13 protein-coding genes are annotated in these 21,073 nt (G+C 72.3%); 3 read left to right on the forward strand and 10 right to left on the reverse strand.

What is annotated here, in order from left to right; translation table 11 throughout:
- Positions 1-65: 65 nt before the first annotated feature.
- The 10 genes from ACFYOV_RS27085 to ACFYOV_RS27130 all read right to left on the reverse strand — a co-directional run bounded on the left by ACFYOV_RS27085 (position 66) and on the right by ACFYOV_RS27130 (position 15,897).
- Positions 66-755: a LuxR C-terminal-related transcriptional regulator gene (locus tag ACFYOV_RS27085; protein ID WP_389091760.1), complete on the reverse strand. Its 690-nt coding sequence runs from the start codon at positions 753-755 to the stop codon at positions 66-68.
- Positions 756-952: 197 nt separating this feature from the next.
- Positions 953-2,335 (reverse strand): MFS transporter, encoded by a 1,383-nt coding sequence (locus tag ACFYOV_RS27090; protein ID WP_389091763.1) that lies wholly within the window; start codon positions 2,333-2,335, stop codon positions 953-955.
- Positions 2,336-2,643: 308 nt separating this feature from the next.
- A complete protein-coding gene (locus ACFYOV_RS27095; protein WP_389091764.1) occupies positions 2,644-5,589 on the reverse strand; it encodes a type I polyketide synthase in 2,946 nt (981 codons plus the stop codon).
- A complete protein-coding gene (locus ACFYOV_RS27100) occupies positions 5,586-9,596 on the reverse strand; it encodes an SDR family oxidoreductase (protein ID WP_389091766.1) in 4,011 nt (1,336 codons plus the stop codon). The genes ACFYOV_RS27095 and ACFYOV_RS27100 overlap by 4 nt, the downstream gene beginning before the upstream one ends.
- Before the next feature lie 16 nt (positions 9,597-9,612).
- Positions 9,613-11,208 (reverse strand): type I polyketide synthase, encoded by a 1,596-nt coding sequence (locus ACFYOV_RS27105; RefSeq protein ID WP_389091767.1) that lies wholly within the window; start codon positions 11,206-11,208, stop codon positions 9,613-9,615.
- Positions 11,205-12,962 carry a fatty acyl-AMP ligase gene (locus tag ACFYOV_RS27110; protein WP_389091769.1) on the reverse strand — a complete coding sequence of 586 codons (1,758 nt, stop codon included), beginning with the start codon at positions 12,960-12,962 and terminating at the stop codon, positions 11,205-11,207. The genes ACFYOV_RS27105 and ACFYOV_RS27110 overlap by 4 nt, the downstream gene beginning before the upstream one ends.
- An 11-nt stretch (positions 12,963-12,973) precedes the next feature.
- A complete protein-coding gene (locus ACFYOV_RS27115; RefSeq protein WP_389091770.1) occupies positions 12,974-13,645 on the reverse strand; it encodes a class I SAM-dependent methyltransferase in 672 nt (223 codons plus the stop codon).
- Complete coding sequence (locus ACFYOV_RS27120; RefSeq protein WP_389091772.1) at positions 13,642-14,199, reverse strand: hypothetical protein; 558 nt, start codon at positions 14,197-14,199, stop codon at positions 13,642-13,644. The genes ACFYOV_RS27115 and ACFYOV_RS27120 overlap by 4 nt, the downstream gene beginning before the upstream one ends.
- The gene (locus tag ACFYOV_RS27125) at positions 14,196-15,077 is read right to left on the reverse strand and encodes a hypothetical protein (protein WP_389091775.1); all 882 of its coding nucleotides are present in this window, start codon (positions 15,075-15,077) and stop codon (positions 14,196-14,198) included. The genes ACFYOV_RS27120 and ACFYOV_RS27125 overlap by 4 nt, the downstream gene beginning before the upstream one ends.
- Positions 15,078-15,105: 28 nt before the next feature.
- Positions 15,106-15,897 (reverse strand): thioesterase II family protein, encoded by a 792-nt coding sequence (locus ACFYOV_RS27130; protein ID WP_389091777.1) that lies wholly within the window; start codon positions 15,895-15,897, stop codon positions 15,106-15,108.
- Positions 15,898-16,280: 383 nt separating this feature from the next.
- Here ACFYOV_RS27130 and ACFYOV_RS27135 point away from each other — a divergent pair, with 383 nt between their 5' ends.
- The 3 genes from ACFYOV_RS27135 (at position 16,281) to ACFYOV_RS27145 (ending at position 21,027) form a co-directional block, all read left to right on the forward strand.
- Positions 16,281-17,912 (forward strand): (2,3-dihydroxybenzoyl)adenylate synthase, encoded by a 1,632-nt coding sequence (locus tag ACFYOV_RS27135; RefSeq protein WP_389091780.1) that lies wholly within the window; start codon positions 16,281-16,283, stop codon positions 17,910-17,912.
- A gap of 53 nt (positions 17,913-17,965) precedes the next feature.
- Positions 17,966-19,309, forward strand: a complete 1,344-nt coding sequence (locus ACFYOV_RS27140; RefSeq protein ID WP_389091782.1) for a salicylate synthase — start codon at positions 17,966-17,968, stop codon at positions 19,307-19,309.
- A gap of 95 nt (positions 19,310-19,404) precedes the next feature.
- Positions 19,405-21,027, forward strand: a complete 1,623-nt coding sequence (locus ACFYOV_RS27145; protein ID WP_389091785.1) for an MFS transporter — start codon at positions 19,405-19,407, stop codon at positions 21,025-21,027.
- The last annotated feature ends 46 nt before the right edge of the window (positions 21,028-21,073 follow it).

Raw genomic sequence — 21,073 nt, forward strand, 5'->3', positions numbered from 1 at the left:
ATTGTTCTGGATGTCGAGCCACCCGGCTCGTGACCGCGAATTGCGCACCGCCGGTCCCGTGGACGTCAGGAGACGCCGGTTGCGACGTCGCTGAGTCGCAGCAGACCGCTGCGCAGCGCCACGGCAACCGCCGAAGCGCGATTCTGGCAATTCAGCTTGCCCATCGCGTTGGCGAGGTGGCGCTTGACGCCGTGCTCGGTGATGCCCATGCCGCGGGCGATCTGGCGGTTGCTCAGCCCCTGCGCCACTCCCCACAGCGTCTCGGTCTCCCGTTCGGTGAGCCTGGGAGGCCGCGGTTCCGCCTCCGCCGCGGTGGAGGCCATGCGGACCACCTGACGCAGCGCCTCGGGCGAGACCGCGACCGTCCCCCGGCACTGCCTGCTCAGCACGTCGTCCGGCTTCGAGCGCTGAAGATCCTCCAGGCGCAGTACGACGTCGGCGAGGACCCACTGCGCCGTGTCCAGTTGCCCGTGCATCAGGGAGCGCACGATAAGGATCACGTGAGTGGACGGGTCGGCGAGCAATGGGCCCAGCAGCGACAGATCCCGTACACCGACGTCCGAAGAAAGGAAGATGCCGAGCGGCCGGGCCGTCCGATCGAGCGGAATATCCGCCGCAGCCGCAGCCGACACCACGCTCACCGTATTCGCACCGGATTCCGCAAACCGGTGGACCAAAGCCCGGGACACCGGATCCGGATCGACAATCAGAACGTTACTACAGTCCTCTTCCGCACCTTGGCGTTCACCTTGCACGATTCCTCCCCCTAGGTCGGCAACTTCAGCCAAGAACCGCGCCTACTATTGACCATCGTAGCGAGGGAGTCAAGCAATGTTTTTTCGTTAAGAGTTGCCAAAATTTGCTTATGAGAACTCACAGTGGGCGACCGGGGACCCCGGCAGGAGGTCCTCTGGGAGGGGCACCCGGTCTCACCCATCGGGCAACCGGCGTCTCAGTGTGCGAACACCGGTCCTGCGGACGGGTCCGGTCGTCCCTTGGGCAGCAGCACGAGACTCGCCAGGGCAGCGACGAGGGAAATGGCCGCGCAGGTCAGGAATGCGGCTCCGAAGCCGTCGACCGACGGGACACCCGCTCCACCGCCTCCCTCCAGGCTCGCACCGGCGACGGCCGCGACGACCGCGATGCCGAGGGCGGCCCCCAGTTCGTGACTGGTGTTCACCAGGCCGGAGCCCAGGCCCGCGTCGGCGTGCTCCACGCCGTGCATGGCGCTGGTGATCGCGCAGACGAAGCCGGCGCCCAGTCCGAAGGCCAGCAGCAGGAAGCCGGGCAGCAGTTGGGTCCACGCGTCGCTGTCCCGCTCCAGCCCCGTCAGCAGGAGCGCACCGGCCGCGGCGACCGCCAGCCCACCCGCGGCCGTCGCCCGCCAGCCCAGTCGGGCAACCGCCTGGCCACCGAGGTGGGCGCCCATCGTGGTGACCACGGCGACCGGCAGGAACACCAGTCCCGTCTTCAGCGCGGAGAAACCGAGCACGTGCTGGAGGTAGAACGAACACAGGAAGAAGGCCGAGATCAGCACGCCCGACGCGGCGAGCATGACGAGACAGCCCCCCAGCAGCGAGCGGCGGGCCAGGAACGGCAGCCGTACCAGCGGGGCCGTCGCGGACCGCTCGACGGCGAAGAACAGCGCGGCTCCGACCAGCGCGCCGACGAGGGGAATCCACGCGGACGCGTCGCCGAACCCGTGATCTCGTGCCTGGACCAGGCCGTAGATGAGCAGGGCGGGCGTGGCGGTCATCGTGAGCGCACCGGGAATGTCCACCCCGGGCGCCGCCCCGTGGCCGTGCCCGTGGCCGACGGTCTGCTCCTTGAGCAGGGCCGGGACCGCGACGAGGACCAGGACTCCGATCGGGACGTTGATGTAGAACACCCACTCCCAGCCCGGGCCGGAGGTGAGTACGCCGCCGAGAAGGACACCGAAGGCGGCACCCGTGCTGCCGATCGCCGCCCAGACACCGAGGGCGCGGTTGCGCTCCGCACCGTGGAAGACCGACACGATCAGGGCCATGGCCGCCGGGGACATGATCGCGGCGCCCACACCCTGGGCGGCACGGGCGGTGATCAGCACACCGCCGCTCTCCGCGAACCCGGACACCAGCGAGGCGGCGGTGAACACGGACAGGCCGACCAGGAACATGCGCCGACGACCGAGCAGATCGGCCACCCGGCCACCGAGCAGCAGAAGGCTGCCGAAGAAGAGGGTGTACGCGGTGACGACCCAGGTCAGCGCACCGGCGCCGAGCGCGAGTTCCTCACCGATCGTGGGGAGCGCCACGTTCACCACGGTCACGTCGACGATCAGCATGAACTGCGCCATGCACAGCAGCGTCAGGATCAGCCACCGGCGCGGGTCCGGCGGGCCGGCGGGCCCTTCACCGTGGTGCCCGTGCCCGTGCCCATGCCCATGTTCGTGACCGTGACCGCTCCCGGGGCCGTGCGCGTCGCCGTGGGGAGCGGTCCGGTGCGGGCCGGAATCGGATCGCGTGGCGTGGTGCTGCCCCGCCCCGGCCGACTCCGCGTGGGTGTGACTCTCCGAGCTCACCCGAACTCCTTAACTTGAACAACACTGTCAAGGTTCACCATAGGGCATCCCTTGTTTAATTTGAACAGCGCTGTTCAGGTTGCTCAGAGGTCGGGGGTCACTCTGGCCGCCAGCCGTGACACGGTCGGGTTCTCGAAGACGTCCTTCGGCCGGAACTGCAGACCGCGCTCCAACGCCCGTGCCGCCACCCGGGAGGCCAGCATCGAGTCACCGCCCAGGTCGAAGAAGTCGTCGTCCGGCCGCACCGGCACCACGCCCAGTACCTCCGACCAGATCCCGGTCAGCATCGTCACCGTGTCCGCCGCACGGGGCGCCGCGGACGGAGGCGACGGCGCCGCCGGCGCCGCTGCGGACGGCTCCTGGTGAGCAGGGTCCGTCCAGTGCCGGTCCCGGCGGAATGGGTAGCCGGGCAGGGACACCCACCGCTCGCCGCCGTGCCGCGTACCGGACCAGTCGACGTCGGTACCCGTCTCCCACAGCGCTCCCAACGCTCCGGACAGGGCCTCTCCGTCGTCCGGCGGCTCCTCCGGGTGCCGCATGGCGCTCACCGCCCGATGCCCGGGCGACCAGGCGTCACTTCGGCGGGCGGCCGAACCCAGGGAGCGCCCCGGTCCCGTCTCGACCAGCACGCGCCGGGGGTCCCCCAGCAACGTCCGGACGCAGTCCGCCCACCGCACGGTGGCACGCATCTGGACCGCCCAGCGGTCCGGGTCGGTCGCCTCGGCGTCCGTCATCCATCCACCGGTAACGTTCGAGACCAGCGGAATCTTCGGCGCGGACAGCCGGACAGCGGCGACCACGGTGGCGAAGCGTTCGGCCGCCTGCTCCATCGCCGCGCTGTGGAAGGCGTGCGCGGTGCGCAGGAGGGCCGTCTCGACTCCCAGTGCTGTCATGCGGGCCGCGAAATCGCCGACGGCTTGCGGAGCGCCGGCCACCACGCACGCCTCGGGCTCGTTCACGACGGCCACGTCCAGGCCGGTGCCGGCGAGGCTCTCCCGCACCCGGTCCTCCCCCAGCCGCACGTGCAGCATCGCTCCGGCGGGTGCCTGGTGCATCAGCCGGCCCCGTGCCGCCACCAGGCGTACGGCGTCGCCGAGTTCCACGACCCCGGCCAGGCACGCCGCGGTGAACTCGCCGACGCTGTGTCCGCCGAGTGCCGTGGCGCGTACGCCGTACTCGTGCAACGTACGTGCCATCGCGTACTCGACGGCGAAGAGGGCGGGCTGAGCGACGTCCGTACGGCGGAGCGCGATGTCGTCGTCCCCCAGGAGCGCCGCGCGGACGTCCGTGCCGGTCTCGGCCAGGAACAGCCGCGCACAGCGGTCGAGTTCCCGGCCGAAGACACCGTCACCGCCGTGGTGGAGCCCCATGCCCATCCTCGGGTGCTGCGCACCCTGTCCCGGCATGAGCAACGCGATCGCGGGCGGGGTCTCCCGCGCCGCGGGCGGTGTCACGTCGCGGCGCAGCAGTTGTGCCGCCTCACGCGGGTCACGGGCGGCGACCGCCGTGCGGTACGCGAAGGCTCTGCGTCCCCGCTCGAGCGAGTGGGCGACGTCCGCGAGGTCGGTGTCCGGCCGAAGAGCGTCGGCGAGCCGTCGGCGGGCGTCCCGCAGCGCCTCGGCCGTACGGGCGCTGACCAGCAGTACCGGCGCTGCCGGGAGCGGTGCGGGTGACTGCTGCCGCGGAGGAGGTGACGGCGCCTCGGTCACCACGACATGAGCGTTGGTGCCGCCCACCCCCAGGGAACTGACGCCGGCGACCCGTGGTCCCGAGGAGGTCCACGCACGGGTCCCGTCGACGATCCGGAAGGGGGTTCCCTCCAAGCGCAGTTCGCGATTCGGTTCCCGGTAGTGGGCCGTCGCCGGCAGCGTCCGGTGCTCCAGGGCGAGCACGGTCTTGATCAGGCCCACCACTCCGGACGCCGCTTCCAGGTGTCCGACGTTGCCCTTCGCCGACCCGATGAGGCAGGGGGTCGTGCGCTCCGCGTCCGGGTCGAGAGCCTGCTTCAGGGCCGCCAGTTCGACGGGGTCCCCCAGGGCCGTGCCCGTGCCGTGTGCCTCGACGTACCCGACGTGATGCGGGTCGACACCCGCCACCGCCAGTGCTTCCGCGACGACGGCGGCCTGCATCTCCACGCTGGGCGCCGTGAAGCCCATCTTCAGCGAACCGTCGTTGTTGACGGCGGTTCCGCGTACGACGGCACGGATCCGGTCGCCGTCGGCGAGCGCGTCGGACAGGCGCTTGAGCGCGACCACTCCCCCACCACTGCCGAAGACGGTGCCGTTCGCCGCCGCGTCGAACGGGCGGCAGTAACCGTCGGCCGACATCATCGACTGTGGCTCGTGGAGGTAGCCGACCCGGTGCGGCACCTTCACCGTCATGCCACCGGCGAGCGCGAGATCGCTCTCTCCGCTCAGCAGGCTCTGGCAGGCGAGGTGCACGGCCACGAGGGAACCGGAACATGCCGTCTGCACCGTCAGGGCCGGGCCGCGCAGGTCGAGAGCGTGGGCGACCCGGGTGGCGAAGAAGTTCGGGTCGGTCAACGTCAGGGAGTGGATCAGCGCCGTCGACGTACCCGCGCCGAGGAACGTCCTCGGGTCGTGGTGCGACATCAGGTTGTAGCCGAAGTAGCCACTGAACGAGGGCGCGGCGAACACCCCGACCGCGCCGTCCCGGCGGGCCGGATCGTGCCCCGCGTCCTCCAGGGCGTGCCAGCAGCTCTGGAGGAACAGCCGCGCTTGCGGGTCCATCGCGGCCGCCGTCGCCGGTGGCAGGGCGAAGAAGTCGGCGTCGAACTCCTGGTACCCGTCGACGACGGCGGCTCTGCGGATGTAACCCGGGTGCTGCAGAGCGGACTTGGGGACACCGGCGCGCAGGAGCTCCTCGTCCTCGAGGTCGTCCAGACAGTCCCGACCGGCCTCGAGGTTGTCCCAGAGTTCCGTCGTGTCCCGCGCTTTGGGGAACCGCCCGGCGAGTCCGACGACCGCCACCGCCTCGCCGGCCCCGTCCGTTGCGCCGTCGTGGGTCATGCCTTCCTCCCGTGTACGCCGCGTCGGCGCGGCCGTGCGACTGCGGTGCGGGACGCGGCCCTGCGGGCGGCCTCACGCACGACGTCCGCCGCGCCGCCCCGCCGCGGCTCGTCGCCGCACTCCAGTGCCTGCGTCACCTGCTCCACCAATTCCATGGCGCTCGCGCCCTGGAGCAGCCCGGCCACGGCGACGTCCACCGCGAAGTCGTCGTACAGCGCGCTCTTGATGCGTACGGCGGCCAGTGAGTCCAGACCCAGGTGGACCAGCGGCCGGTCAGCGACCGGGCTCATATCGGCAAAACCCAGTACCCGGCCCACGCTCAGCAGGGTCCTGGCCCTGACCACCTCGTTCCGCGCGTCCCTCGGCATACCGGCGAGCACCGCACGGTCGAAGGTGTCGTCCTGCCGCTCCTCGCTTACGAGGGCCGAGAAGAACGAGGAGTGGCGAACCGCGGGATGGGCGTGCAGGAAGTCGCGGGCGCTGAGCCGGGCGACACCGCTCCGCCCGGCTCCGCGCGCCAGGAGCGTCTCCAGGGCCGCGAACCCTTCCTTGACGGTGAGCATGCCGAGGCCGGGAACGGTCCGTCCGCGTACCGCCCCCACCTCGCCCCAGGGGCCCCAGTTGACCGTGAGGGCGGGCATCCCCCGCGCCCGCCGCAGCGCCACCACACCGTCGAGGAAGGCGTTGGCGGCCGCGTACTCGCTCTGGCCCGGGGACCCCACGAGCGAGGCCAGCGAGGAGTAGCCGACCCACCAGTCCAGAGCCATGCCCGCCGTGGCTCGGTGCAGTCTCCAGGCGCCTGCCGCCTTGGGGGCCCAGACGCGGTGGAGGCGTCCGGGGTCGGCGTCGGTCACCAGGGCGTCCTCGATCACCGCGGCCGTGTGCAGCACCCCGCGCAGCGTCGCTCCCGTGGCGGCCAGCGCGGCGACCATCCGCTCGGCGGTGCCGGGCTCCGCGACGTCTCCGCGCACCAGCTCGACGCGGATGCCCAACGCCCGTACGCGCGCCAGCTCTTCCAGGGCCTCCGGTGCGGGCTCTCCCCGCCCTCCCAGCACCACGGCCCCCGCGCCCTTCTCGGCGAGCCAGCGTGCGGTGGCGAGCCCCAGGCCGCGGGTGCCCCCACTGACGATGTAGCCGCCTCCGGGCCGCACGACCACCCGCTCGCGTGTGGGAGCGGCCGGTGCCCCGGGGACGAGTGCGGCCGCGAGGCGGACTCCGTCCCGCCACGCCACCTCGTCGGGGCCGTCGGTCGCGAGGATCTCGTCGGCGAGCGGAACGCCGCCGCCCGTCCCGTCCAGATCGACGATGCGGGCACGCAGCTCGGGGCGCTCCATCCGCACCGCACGCACCAGCCCGCGCAGCGCCGTCTGCACGGGATCGGGGGCCTCGTCGTCGCGCGTCGACCGGCCCCGGACCGTCACGACGGTCAACGGCGGCGGGGACGTCCTCGCCGCGTCGCAGGCGCGCAGCAGACCGGACACGGACAGGAGCACCGATCGCACCCGCCGCTCGGCGCACTCCACGACGTCGGCCGGCTCGATCGGCCCCTCCCAGGCCACCAGCACCACACCGCTCGGCAACGAGCGGGAGTCCCAGGGCTCGTCCCGGCCCGCGGTGTCACAGGCGACGCCGGCCATCGACAGGGCGTCGACGACCGCCGTACGCCTGACGTCGCCCTCGCATCCGCCGATGACGAGCAGGCGCCGTCCGTCGCCCCGCTGGTGCGCCGGAGCGGGGACGGGTTCCCAGTCCAGGCGGTGCAGCAGGGGCGTGACGTCCAGGGGCAGCGCCTCCTCCCCGACGCGGTCGAGGCGCACCCCGGTCAGTTCGGCGACGGGCGCGCCGGTGTCGTCCGTGATCCTCACGTCGGCCCTCAGTCCGCGCTCCGGTGACGCGGCGCGCAGCCGGGCCCGGCAGAGCAGCGACGCTCCCGGTGGCCGTCCCGTGAAGCGCAGCCTGTCCACGCCGGTCGGCAGGTACGTCCCCACCGTTCCTTCCGGGACCAGGGCCCCGAGTCCGTGCAGGCAGGCGTCCAGCAGTGCCGGCTCGACGGCGAAACGCCCGTCCGGGGGCAGTGAGGCGGGACGGGACACCCGGCTGACGGCGGTGTCGCCGGACACCCGCACCTCCGTGAGGCCCGCGAAGGCCGGGCCGTGCTCCTGGCCCAGGGCGCGCAGGGCCGCGTACACGTCGCCCGGCTCGCGCGGTGTGCCGTCGGCGGGGGCGTCCGGGGAATCCGGTGTCTCCGCGGAACCGGGGGGCCCGGCCGGGAAGGACTCCTGTCCGACGGTCACCGCGGCGGTGGCCAGGACCGTGGTCGTGGCACCGGACCCGAGGACGACGCGGATCCCGCCGCCGGCTCCTTCCGCGTCCTCCTCCAGCGTCGTGGTGAGGGTCGCGCTCTCGGTCAGGGGCAGCAGCCGGGAGAGCGCAAGGTCGGAGATCACCACGTCCTCGGGTGCGGCGTCGAACGCCTGGCAGGTGGCGGTCAGCACGATGTCCGCGTACGCCGTGCCGGGCAGCACGGCGGTGCCGTGGACGCGGTGGTCGGTGAGCCACGGCAGCGCGTCGGCGCCCACCTGGTTCTGCCACACGTGCCGGACGGGCGTGCCGGGCAGCGTGATGCGGGAGCCGAGCAGGGGGTGGCCGGGAGCGGCGACGGCCGTGCGCCGGGGCCTGGGGAAGCGCCGGCGCTGCCAGGCGTACACGGGCAGATCGGCGTGTCCGCCGTCGGGCAGCGCCTCCCGCGGCAGGGTGACTCCGGCGCAGTGCAGCGCGGCCAGCGTCTCTGCCAGCGCGTCTGCGCTCTCCGCACCCCGGCCGAGCGTGCCCAGTACCGTGCTGCGCCCCCGGTGGGCGCCGTCCGCCTCCATGACGGTCTCCAGGACCGACTGGGCGACGACGGGGTGGGGTGAGACCTCCAGGAAGACATGCCGTCCGTCCTGCGCGGCGGCTCGCACCGCCTCCGCGAGCCGGACCGGGCGGCGCACGCTCACCGCCCAGTAGTCGGCGTCCAACGCGGGGCGTTCCCGGGGATCGTCGAGGGTGCAGCTGTAGTACGGGAGGTCCAGCGGCCCGGGGGTGACATCGGCGAGCGCGGCACGCACCTCGTCGAGCAGGGGGTCGACCAGCGGGCTGTGCGCGCCGATGCGCACGCCCGGCACCAGCCGTGCGATCAGCTCCTGTTCAAGGCACTCGGCAACGAACTCCTCCACCGCCGCTGGCACGCCCGCCACCACGCAGGCGCGCGGGGAGGAGTGCACGGCCACGGAGACACCGGGTCTTTCGTCCAGGCGCCGGCGGACCTCGGCGGCGTTCAGGCCGACGAGCGCGGTGGCGCCGCTCCCGGCGAGCCGTTCCTCCATCAACCGCGAGCGCCGGCACACGACGCGGGCTCCGGCCTCGGGCGTCAGCGCCCCTGCGACCACGGCCGCGGCCACTTCTCCCAGCGAGTGACCGATCACGGCGCCCGGGCGGATCCCCCGACCACGCCACACTGCGGCAAGGCCGACCTGGAGGGCGTAGATGGCGGGCTGCACGCGGTCCATTCCGGACGCGGCGAGACCGTCCTCACTGATGAGCGCCCGCAGGGACAGGCCGGTCTCCTGCCGGACAACGGGCTCGAGCGCGTCGACGACCGAGGCGAAGGCGGGTTCCTCGGCCAGGAGCCGGGCACCCATGCCGTCCCACTGCGAGCCGTGTCCGGAGAAGACGAACACCGGCTGCGTGCCCTTGGGGTCCCGCACGCTGCCCCGAGCGGCGAGCGGGCCCGGTTCTCCGCCGTCGGCCACGATGCGGAGCAGCCGCGTGAGCGTCTCACGGTCCGCGGCGCGTACCACGAGGCGCTCACCGAGGTGGGCGCGGCGGTGGGCGAGGGTGTGCGCCACGTCCGCCAGCGGGGTTGCGGCGCCCTCGGCGGTCAGCCAGCGGGCGAGCCGGCCGGCGTTCTCCCGGAGAGCCGCAGGTGTGCGGGCGGAGAGCGCGAAGTGCATTTCTCCGTGCTTCATGTGCGGTATTCCACTCTCAGTCGGTGATCGTCGCGGTGTGGTGCACGGGGGCCTCGACGAGCACCGCGTGGGCGTTGGTCCCGCCGAATCCGAAGGAGCTGACGCCGGCGGTCCGCGGCCGGTCGCCGCGTGACCAGGTCAGGGGTTGGTCGGCCACGGCCAGGCCCAGTTCCGCGAACGGGATGCGGGGATGGGGGGCAGCGTGGTGCAGTGTCGCGGGGATCAGCCCGTGGTGCAGGGACAGGGCGCACTTGACCAGCCCTGCCAGTCCCGCCGCCCCTTCCAGGTGCCCGAGGTTGGACTTGACCGATCCGATGGTGAGCGGGGAGCCGGAGGGCCTGCGGCGGCCCAGGGCGGCACCGAGTGCGGTGGCTTCGATGGGATCGCCCAGCGGGGTGCCGGTGCCGTGCGCCTCCAGGTAGCCCGCCGCGGCCGGGTCGAGTCCCGAGTCGTCCCACACCTCGCGGATCAGTGCCTCCTGGGCTGCGGGGTTCGGTGCCATCAGGCCGTTGGAGCGGCCGTCCTGGTTGGTGCCGGAGGAGCGCACCACGGCGAGGACACGGTCCCCGTCGCGCAGTGCGTCGTCGAGTCTGCGCAGGACGACGACAAGGCAGCCCTCGCTGCGTACGTATCCGTTCGCGGCGGCCGAGAAGGGCTTGCACCTGCCGTCGGGCGACAGCACCCCGCTCTCGCCGAAGTTGATCGTCACACCTGGTGAGAGCAGCAGGTTCACGCCGCCCACCAGCGCGGTGTCGCACTCCCCCGTGACGAGCCCGCGGCGGGCCAGGTGCAGCGCCACGAGTGACGAGGAGCAGGCGGTGTCCACGGTCATGCTGGGCCCGCGCAGGTCGAGCACGTACGACAGGCGGTTCGCGATGATGCTCATGGCCGCGCCGGTGCCCGTGCGGGCGCCGATCGACGGCAGGTCCTCGAGGGCTGCCCGGCCGTGATCGTCGGCGCACGCCCCCACGTAGACGCCCGCTCGCGTGCCGGCCAGCCGGTCGGCCGGCAGCCCCGCGTGCTCCAGTGCCTCCCAGGCGACCTCGAGCAGGATCCGCTGTTGCGGGTCCATCTCGGCGGCCTCCGCGGGAGAGATGCCGAAGAACTCGGCGTCGAACCCTTCCACGTCGTCGAGGAAGCCGCCGTGCCGGATCACCCGGTCGACGACCGCCGCGTGCGCGGGTGAGGCCTGCCGGTAGTCGTTCCAGCGCCCGGCGGGGAGGGTTCCCACGGCGTCCGCGCCGGAGCGCAGCAACTCCCAGAAGGCGTCGGGTGAGTGCGCCCCTCCGGGCAGCCGGCAGCCGATCCCCACGACCGCGACGTCCGGCTGCCGTGTCGTGTCGTGCCCGGCCGCGGCCGGTGGTGCGGTCGACGGCGCCGGTGGCTCGCCGGTGAGATGGGCGACGAGCTGCCGGACGGTGGGGTGCTCGAACAGCATGGTGGGTGACAGCGTCCGGTCGAGGAGTTCCTCGAGCTCGCCGGAGAGAGCGACGGCATCACGGGACGTGAAGCCGTACGCCTGGAACGGCTGGTCCGTGTCGACCCGGTCCTCGGGGATCCCGGCCCGTTCGGCGACTCGGCCGACGAGCAGCGCGTGCAGGTCCTCACTCACCGCGCACCCACGGCATCGGTCCGCACCACGGCCAGCGCACCGGCGAGGTGGAGGTCGCGGCAGGCGGAGCGCCTGATCTTCCCGCTGGTCGTCTTCGGCAGGGTCCCGCGCCGGATCAGCACCACGTCCCGTACATCGAGGGAATGGTGGGCGAGGAGCGCCGAGCGGATCGCGGTGCGGATCGTCTCGAGTCGGGCGCCGTCGCAGCGCCGCTCGAGTTCGGCGACGACGACCGCGCGCTCGCCGTTGTCGTCGAGGAGCCCGACGGGGAAGGCGGCGACATGGCCGTGCCGTACGAGGGGATCGGCTTCCTGCGCGGTCAGTTCGAGGTCGGAGGCGTAGTGATTGCGGCCGTCGACGACGATCAGGTCCTTGAGCCTCCCGGTCAGGTGGAGCTCACCGTCACGGAGGAACCCCAGGTCCCCGGTGCGCAACCAGGGCCGGTCGCCCTCGCCCGCCCCGGCGAGCCGGGCGCCGAAGACCTCGGCCGTGCGCTCCGGCCGGTCCCAGTACCCGGCGCACACGTTCGCCCCCCGGACCCACACCTCACCCGTGCGGTTCTCGGGCAGTACACGGGCACCGGCCGGGTCGACGATGCATACCTCCTGCTCGACCGGGGTGCCACAGCCCACGACCCGGTAACCGCCGGTGGCTCCCTCGGGCAGCAACCGCACGCGGTCGGCGGCCAGTTCCTCCCTGTCCAGGGTGAGGACGCGGGGGGCCGACGCGGAGACGGTGACCGCGAGCGTCGCCTCGGCCAGCCCGTAGCCGGGGCGGTGGGCCTCGTGACGGAAGCCGTGCGGGCCGAATTCGGCCGTGAAGCGGTCGAGGGTGGCCGGGCGTACCGGCTCCGATCCGTTCACCAGGACGCGCAGGGACGACAGGTCGAGACCCTCGCGGGCGCGCTCGGGGATCCGGTCGGCACAGAGGTCGAGGCCGAAGTTGGGCGACACGGTGTGCGTGGCCCCGTGCTCGCCGATCGCGCGGAGCCAGCGAACGGGCTGCTGCACGAAGGAGAACGGTGACATGAGCACCGCGGGGGTCTGCGTGGCGAGCGGCAGGGCGATCATCATCACCAGCCCCATGTCGTGGAAGAAGGGGAGCCATCCGACGATCCGCGAGTCCTCGCCGACGTCGAGCGCCGCCCGCAACTGGTCCGCCGCCACGGCGAGGTTGCGGTGGGTGACCTCGACTCCCGCCGGCGTGCGGGTGGACCCGGAGGTGTACTGGAGATACGCGACGTCGTGCGGCCGTTCCACGGGGGGCAGCACGACGTTGCGGCCCAGTGCCGGATCCAGCGCGTCCACGCAGACGATGCCGGGTTCTCCCAGTTCGGGCGCCTCGGCGAGCAGGTGCCTCACCGACTGCTGGAAGGGGGTGGTCGTGAGGACGACGCTCGGGGAGCAGTCGGCCATGGTGACCCGCAGCCGTTCGTCCGTGCGGAACGCCTCCGGAGCGTAGAGCGGAACGGCCAGCACGCCGGTGTGGAGGCAGCCGAGCAGCGCGGCGACGTAGTCGGCCGTGTGCGGGCACAGGATCGCCACGCGGTCGCCGGGCACGGTGACCCGGCACAGCTCCGCGGCCACCGCCCTCGCCCTGCTGTGCAGTTGCCCGGACGTCACTGTCCTGGCGACTCCGGCGCGGTCGACCGAGTAGTCGACGAAGGTCAGGGCGGTACGGTCCGGGTGGCGGCGCGCGGCGTCACGGAGTGCGGCGGCGGGGCCGACGGGTTCGGGCGAGGGGTTCACAGGCATGGTGCTTCCGATCAGTCGCGGGTGGCCGGCCGGGGCAGGGGCACGGCGGTGCCGCGCACGTACGGCGTGTTGGTGGGGTAGCGCGGCCAGGGGCGGACGACCTCGTGGATCCGGACCTGGTAGCCGGCGTCCCGAAAGGCGGTGAGAAGGCGCCGGTTGGCATGGCACCCGCCCGCTGCCCGCCGCCACAGCGGAGCCAGGACGTCCTGGACCAGTCCGACCGCACCCGGTGACCTGACGTGCTCGAAGAAGACGAGCTGCCCGGACGGCCTGAGGACGCGCCGGATCTCGTCGAGCGCGGCCGGCAGATCGGTGACTGTGCAGAGCACGAGTGTGCACACGACGGTGTCGAAGGCGTCGTCGGGCAGCGGGAGCCGTTCCGCCCGGGCGTCCACCACCTGCACGTCGAGGGGTACGTCCTCCGCGCGGCGGACGAGCTTCTTGCGCATCTCGCTCGCGGGTTCCACGGCGACCAGCGAGTCGGCCTTGGCGTAGTAGGGCAGGTTGGCGCCGGATCCCGCACCGACCTCCAGGACGCGGCCGGTCAGTTCGCCGAACATCAGGGTGCGCAAGGGGCGCCCCCACTTCTCCTCCGCCCGCTGTGTCATCGCGTCGTAGTAGCGGGCGAAGAACTTCCCACTGCGGCTCTCGAGCCGAGCGTTGTCGTCCACGGTCGTCGTCAAGGCAGGTCTCTCCTGTGGTTCGATGCGGTGGAGGGGCCGAGGGCACCGGCGTCCTCCTCCTCCCACAACCACCGCTCGAACGCCGCGATGTCGGGCAGGATGACGTCGGAGCAGGCCAGCACGGCCAGGTTCTGGCGCATCGCGGTGACGGCGACCACCGTGGTGCCCGCGCGGTGCGCGCTGAGCATCTCCGCGGCCGTGCCCATGCTGGGCTCGTGGTCCGGCAGCCAGGCGACGCACACATCGCTGTCCGCCGCGACCCGGGTCAGTCGGTGGAAGGTGTCGACGAGTGCCGTGACGGCCGGATCGTGGGCGCTCCGGTACACCACGGAGGCGTCGGCCAGCGCGGCGTGCTGCTGCCTGATGGCCTGTTCGTGTGCGCCGATCCACTCCCGCATCAGTGCGTGCGGGTCGTGGACCACGGCATCCGGGTGCCGCTCGAGAATGCCGCGGCGCAGCCGGTCCCGATAGCTCTGGTCGGCGAGTCGGGCCCCGGGACGCGCGCCCTGCATGACGCCGGCCAGGAAGTACGAGCGGGGGCGGGCCGCGGTCACGCGTCCTCCAGCGAGTACTCGGGGACCACGACGGAGGCCGGGGCCGCCGCGTCGTACAGCGCGGCCGCCTCCACCAGGTGGTCGACCACGTCCTGGGGCGCGGCACGTACGGCCTCGGCCACGCGTTCGAGCTCGCGGTCGAATGCGGCACTGCCCCAGGTGCTCACCGCTCCCTGGTTGTCGCGGCCGATGAGCGCCCGGCGGTCGGCCAGGGTGCCGCGGGGGCGCCCCGAGAAGGGCAGGGCGACCTCCGCCAGTCCCTCGTCTGCGGGGTGTACGGCGCGCAGCGACAGGTTGTTCTGCTCGGGGTGCAGCAGCAGTTGCCGTACGAGGGGTGCGGGCACCGGCAGTTCGCGGACCGTGTCCTGCGGGCGCATGGTGTAGGCGCGATACGTGACGGTCTCGTCGAGGCGGGGGCTGTAGCGGAGGTAGCGCAGCCTCAGCACCCCGTCGCCGGTGTTCCAGACGGCTCGCAGCGTGGACGGCGCGGGCGTACCGTCCGGGCGCCGGCGCAGCGGGTAGGCATCGGCGTCGACCCGTACGGTGCCGTCGACGGCGTCGGTGCGCGAGAGCCGCAGGGGCGTCCGGTGCATCAGGTACGGGTCGAGGACCGTGAGCGTCTCACCGTCGTCGTACAGCGCGCAGACGTGCCGGCCGCCGACCCGGTACTCGGCCTGGACACCGGTGCGCCGGGCCACCTGCTCGCCCGCGCTGAAGGTCTGCCAGGCGCACGCCGTGCCGAACCGCTCGGGCGACGTCCCCGTCCCGTAGTGCACGTGGTACTGGGCGGCGCTGTTGTAGGGGACCTCGGTCAGGACCTTGGTGTGGACGTCCTGGAGGACCTCGACGTCCGGGTCGGTGGGGGCGGGAGCCGCCATGGAGTGATCTCCTAGCAGGTCGGGGCGGTCAAGGGGCGGTGCGCCGGGACGGCTCGGCCGTCAGTCCCTCGCGTGCCCCGAGGCTGGTGAGCAGGAAGGCCACGAGGTCGGAACGGCGCGGTACGAGGTAGAAGTGGTCACCCGGCATCGCCCGCAGCGTGAACGGGCCGGTGGTGCAGTAGCGCCAGCCCTCGGCGTGTCGTGCGGCGACGGTCGTGTCGCGGGTGCCGACGATCGCGGTGAGCGGGCAGTCCAGGGGCGGGCCCGGACGGTAGCGGTAGCGGTCCGCGAGCCGGAGATCGGCGTGGACGGTGCTCGGCGCCACGGCCTGCGGACGTAACCCGTTCAGGTGCCGGGGTGCCATGACGGGTTCGTCGGCGTGCGGCAGCGGTGTGCCGCGCGGGCTCTCCATCGGGGCGGGATGGGCCGACACGAACAGGGCACGCGGCGAGGGCGCCCGCATCCGGGCCAGTGACCGAGCGGTCTCGAAGGCGACCGCCGCACCCAGCCCGTGTCCGAACAGCACGAACGGAACCTCCGTCGGCCCTGCCAGGGCACGGGCGACCGGTTGTGCCAGTCCTTCGACGTGGTCGGGCATCGGCTCACCGGAGCGGTCGTCCCGCCCCGGGTACTGCACGACGGCCAGTTCGATGTGGTCCGTCAGGTCGGCCTGCCACGGGTGGAAGAAGCGTGCCGTGGTCCCGGCGGGCGGAAAGCACACCAGGCGCAGGGCGGGGTTCCGCCGGGGCCGCGGGATGCGCAACCCGGACCGCGCCGGCCCCGTCGCCGGGTCGTGCGGCGTCAGCCCGTTCCTGACCAAGGGGGTCGCCCTTTCACAGCATGCCCGGACTCGAGCGAACGAGAAGATATGTCGAGCGCCAATTCCACGCCACCACCGATGCGTCGATCTCACATATCCAGCGGTGACGGATTCGAACGTACGTGAAAGGCACCGCCACCGGAAGGTGCGTAGCCGAAGGGGCAATACCCGCCTCGAACACGGGAGACATAAGGGTATTAATACAGACATCAGCGTACGGATTTCCGCCGTCCGCTCTCCCGGATTTTGTGAAACGGTGATCTAATCCCGATTGCCCTCGCCTTTTCGAACAAGGGAGTCTTTACGGCGGCGTCAAGGCTGTGGGTGCGTCATAAATACTTCCCACGAGCGCACTGGGGACGGGAGCGGGGATTCACGTGGACATGGTTCGATGGCCGGCGCAGGACGAGGAGCGGTACCGGAAGGCCGGGTACTGGCAGGGACGGGCGCTGGGCGACCTCCTCGTCGAGCGCGCCGGGGCACTCGGTGCGGACACCGCCGTCGTGGAGGGCGATCGGCGGCTTTCCTACCGTGAGCTGGACCAGCGGTCCCTGCACATGGCCGCCGGGCTGACCGACCTCGGCATCGCGCCGGGTGACCGGATCGTCTTCCAGCTGCCGAACACCACGGACTTCTTCGTCCTTCTCGTCGCCGCCCTGCGGGCCGGCGCGACACCCGTGCTGGGCCTGCCCGCCTACCGCCGCAGCGAGGCGGTTCACCTCTGCGGCCACAGTGGGGCCGTGGCCTACGCGGTGCCCGCCACCGACCCGGCGTCCGGTTTCGACTACCGCGGGCTCGCCGCCGAGGTGGTGGCACAGGCGCCGGACCTCCGTCACGTCCTGGTGGCCGGCGAGGCCGGCCCGTACACCTCACTGGCCGATGTGGAGAGGACCGGACGCGACAGGCCCGGTCCCACGACGTTCGCCGCGCCGGATCCGCAGGACGCCGCGATCCTGCTCGTGTCCGGCGGTACGACGGGGCTTCCGAAACTCATCCCGCGGACCCACGACGACTACGCGTACAACATCCGGGCGAGCGCGGAACTGTGCGGCCTGGGCCGTGACACCGTCTATCTCGCGGCGCTGCCCGTCGCCCACAACTTCGCGCTCGGCTGCCCCGGTGTGCTCGGCACCCTCCAGGCGGGCGGCACCGTCGTCCTGAGTCCGTCCCCGGACCCGGACACCGTCTTCCCCCTGATCGAGCGGCACGGCGTGACCACGACGGCCGTGGTGCCGCCGCTGGCGGCACTGTGGTCACAGGCCGCCGAGTGGGCCACCGAGAACCTCGGCAGCCTGACGCTGCTTCAGGTGGGCGGCGCGCGTCTCGCTCCCGAGGTGGCCCGCCGAGTGCGCTCCGCCCTGGGATGCGAGCTGCAACAGGTCTTCGGCATGGCCGAGGGGCTGCTCAGCATGACGAGGCCCGGGGACGACGAGGAGCGCACGGCGACGACCCAGGGCCGGCCGCTGAGTCCCGACGACGAAATACGGGTGGTCGACGCCGAAGGGGCGGACGTGCCGCCCGGCACCGTGGGGGAGCTGCTGACCAGAGGGCCGTACACCCTGCGCGGCTACTACCGGGCCGAGGAATACAACAAGACTGCGTTCACCGACGACGGCTTCTACCGCACCGGTGACCTCGTGCGGGTGCTCCCCGGCGGGGACATCGTGATCGAGGGCCGCAAGAAGGACCTGGTCAACAGGGGTGGCGACAAGGTCTCCTCCGACGAACTCGAGGGGCATCTGCGGGCGCACCCGGCCGTGCTCGACGCGGCCGTGGTGCCCGTGCCCGACGAGTACCTCGGCGAGCGCACCTGTGCCTGGGTGGTCCTCCGCGAGGGGCACGCCGGCCTCGGCGACCCGAGCCTCGACACCTTCCTCGACGAGCGCGGCGTCGCCTCGTACAAGAAGCCGGACCTGGTCCGGGTGGTCGACGCCCTCCCCCTCACCGGAGTGGGGAAGGTCGACAAACGGGCCCTCGCGCAGCGCGCGGCCGAGCCCGCCCCCCGCGAGACATGACCGACGCCCGCACCCTGCGTCAGCCATCGAATCCTGAGGTAAGGAGACCGCACATGCCCACCTCCACCGTGTCGGCGGGGACCACCCTCGTCCCCTTCGACGGCAGTCCGTCCCGGGCCGCCGCCCGGCTGGCGGCCGAGGGACCCCACGAGCAGTACCTGGTCTACGAGCGCAGTGGCTCGTGGTGGTACGCGGGTGGCGCACGGGCGACTCTGGTCGTGGACCGATCCCACGTGACGCTGGACCACGGCGGTGCCCGCACGCGCACCCCGTGGCACCAGGACCCCCTGGAGACGCTCCACCAGTTGCTGTCGTCACTTCCGTTCGGCGACTGGCGCGCCTACGGCTGGGCGGCCTTCGAGCTGTCGTACGCCCTCGCCGGGGATGCGGGGAGACTCGGCGAGGAGCCACTGATCCACCTGGTCGTCCCCGAGACCGAGGTGCGCCTGTCGCCCGGCAGCGCCGAGATCCGGTGCGGTCACCCGGACGACCGGGAGGCGATAGGGGCCTTACTGCGGGGGGCGCCGGCGTACGGGGACGGCGGCGAGCGGGAACTGCTGCACGTCGACCTGAGGGAGCGGAGCGAGGGGGCCTATCACGGGTCCGTCGCACGCGCGGTGGAGGGCATCCGCCGCGGGGATCTCCAGAAAGTGATCCTCTCGCGCACCGTGCCCGTGGAGCGGGAACTGGACTTCCCCGCGACCTACGTCGCCGGCCGTTCGGCCAACTCCCCTGCCCGCTCCTTCCTCCTGAAACTGGGCGGGGTGGAGGCGGTCGGCTTCAGCCCCGAGACGGTCGTGGAGGTGTCCGCGAACGGCCGGGTCTCCACGCAGCCGCTGGCGGGCACCCGTGCGCTGAGCGGGGACCCGGCCGAGGACGCGTCCCGCCGGGCCGAGTTGCTTACGGATGCCAAGGAGATCTACGAGCACGCCATATCGGTGCAGGTCGCCTGGGACGAGATGACCACGGTGTGCCGTGAGGGATCGGTGCGCGCGGAGGAGTTCATGACCGTCAAGGAGCGTGGGAGCGTGCAGCACATCGCCTCCCGCGTGACCGGGGAGCTGAGAGTCACCGACCGCGGGCCGTGGCCGGCGCTCGCCGCGGTCTTCCCGGCGGTGACCGCCTCCGGCGTACCCAAGGACGCCGCGTACCGGACCATCCGTGATCTCGAGGCCGGCCCTCGGGGGCTCTACAGTGGCGCCGTCCTGACCGCCGGCAGCGACGGCTTCCTGGATGCCGCGCTCGTGCTCCGCACGGTCTTCCGGCAGCAGGGGCGGACCTGGCTGCGGGCGGGCGCCGGAATCGTGGAGCAGTCGTCGCCGGAGCGGGAGTTCGAGGAGACCTGCGAGAAGCTGCGCAGCATCTCCCGGACGCTCGTGCCGCTGTCCGGCCGCTAGCCCGAACTCATTTTCTTTACAGCACTGTTCGACTTGCGCGGGGCCCGGCACTACCCTGAACCCGAACAGTAGTGTTCAACTTAAGGAGTACGTCCGTGCCCTCCGTCCCGTCGCCCTCCCCAGGCACCGCCGCTGCACGCGGGGAAGGCCACCCTCTGCGCTGGCCCATCCTGGCCGTACTGTGCCTGAGCCTGCTGATCGTGGGGCTCGACGTCACCATTCTCAACGTGGCCCTTCCCACGCTGGTCGACGAACTGGGCGCCTCGACCAGTGAGTTGCAGTGGCTGGTGGACATCTACAGCCTCATGGCCGCCGGTCTGATGCTCTTCGCCGGCAGCCTCGCCGACCGGTTCGGACGCAAGCCCGTCTTCCTGTCCGGGCTGGTCCTGTTCACCGGCGCCTCGGCCGTCGCCGCCTTCTCGGACAGCACGGCCTCACTGATGACCGCCCGAGGCGTCATGGGGGTCGGCGAGGCCCTGATCATGCCGGCGACGCTGTCGATCATCGGCACGGTCTTCACCGACCCCGCGGAACGCATGAAGGCCATCGGCCTGTGGTCCGCCATGATCGGCGTCGGTCTCGCCATGGGTCCGCTGGTCGGCGGCTGGCTCCTCGGCGAGTTCTGGTGGGGATCGGTCTTCCTCATCAACGTCCCCATCGGGATCCTCGCCCTGGCCGCGGCGCTCAAGATGGTGCCGGACTCACGCGCGGCCGTCGCCCGGCGTCTGGACCTGGCGGGCGCGACACTCTCGGTCCTCGGCATCGGCACGCTGCTGTGGGCGATCATCGAGGGCCCGGCCAAGGGCTGGACCAGCACCCCGGTCCTCGCCGCCTTCGCCGTCGCGGCGGCACTGCTCGCAGGCTTCCTCGGGCGGCAGCGCACGGCCAGGGAGCCGATGCTGCCCCTGGGCATCTTCGCCCACCGGCGCCTGGCCGTAGGCAACATCCTGGTGTTCCTCGGCCTGCTGTCCCTCCTCGGGGCGCTGTTCGTGCTCGTCCAGTACCTCCAGTTCGTCCTCGGGTACGACGCCGGCGAAACCGGCATGCGCATCGCGCCCACCGCTCTCATCATTCTCGTCGCCGCACCCCTGGCCTCCTTCCTCGGCCAGCACGTGGGTACACGGTGGCTGACCGCCGTCGGGCTCGCGTTCGCCGTGGTGTCCCTGCTCCTGCTGGCCACCACCGAGAGCGGCGACGGTTACGGACGCGTGCTGGCCGCCATGCTCTTCCTGGGCTTCGGAGCCGGCTTCATCATCGGCCCGACCAGTGACGCCATCGTCGGCTCGCTCCCGGAGGACGACCTCGGTGTCGGCTCCGCCACCAACAGCGCCGCCGTGCAGCTCGGTTCCGCCCTCGGTGTCGCGGTGCTCGGCAGCCTGCTGTCCGGCGCGTACCGGGACGACCTCGCGGCGAGCGCACCCGGCGCCGCGCTGCCGGACTCGGCCATGGACACGGCGGACGACTCCGTCGGGGCGGCGCTCGCCGTCGCGGAGCACCTCCCCCAGGAGGCCGGTCAGGCGCTCGCCGCGGCTGCGCGCTCGGCGTACGTCTCCGGCATGGCGCCCTCCATGCTGACGGGCGCCGCTGTCGCCGCCGCCGGCATCCTCGTGTCGCTGTTCCTCTTCCCCAAGGGAAAGGTGGGTGACCGGACCACCACCGGAACCGGGGGGACCGACAGCGTCCCCACCCAGCCGGCCGGCGCCCGCTCCCCCCGCTGACCATACGAAACCCGTGGTGCCACACGGTCTCGGCCGACGTGGCACC

Source organism: Streptomyces sp. NPDC005931 (assembly GCF_042871235.1).
Classification (GTDB): domain Bacteria; phylum Actinomycetota; class Actinomycetes; order Streptomycetales; family Streptomycetaceae; genus Streptomyces.

Bases quoted from the DNA above. Each gene is read 5' to 3' on its own strand.
- ACFYOV_RS27100 (WP_389091766.1), bottom strand. From the start codon at position 9,596: ATGAAGCACGGAGAAATGCACTTCGCGCTCTCCGCCCGCACACCTGCG.
- ACFYOV_RS27095 (WP_389091764.1), bottom strand. From the start codon at position 5,589: ATGACCCACGACGGCGCAACGGACGGGGCCGGCGAGGCGGTGGCGGTC.
- ACFYOV_RS27090 (WP_389091763.1), bottom strand. From the start codon at position 2,335: ATGGCGCAGTTCATGCTGATCGTCGACGTGACCGTGGTGAACGTGGCG.
- ACFYOV_RS27140 (WP_389091782.1), top strand. From the start codon at position 17,966: ATGCCCACCTCCACCGTGTCGGCGGGGACCACCCTCGTCCCCTTCGAC.
- ACFYOV_RS27125 (WP_389091775.1), bottom strand. From the start codon at position 15,077: ATGGCGGCTCCCGCCCCCACCGACCCGGACGTCGAGGTCCTCCAGGAC.
- ACFYOV_RS27135 (WP_389091780.1), top strand. From the start codon at position 16,281: ATGGTTCGATGGCCGGCGCAGGACGAGGAGCGGTACCGGAAGGCCGGG.
- ACFYOV_RS27110 (WP_389091769.1), bottom strand. From the start codon at position 12,962: ATGCCTGTGAACCCCTCGCCCGAACCCGTCGGCCCCGCCGCCGCACTC.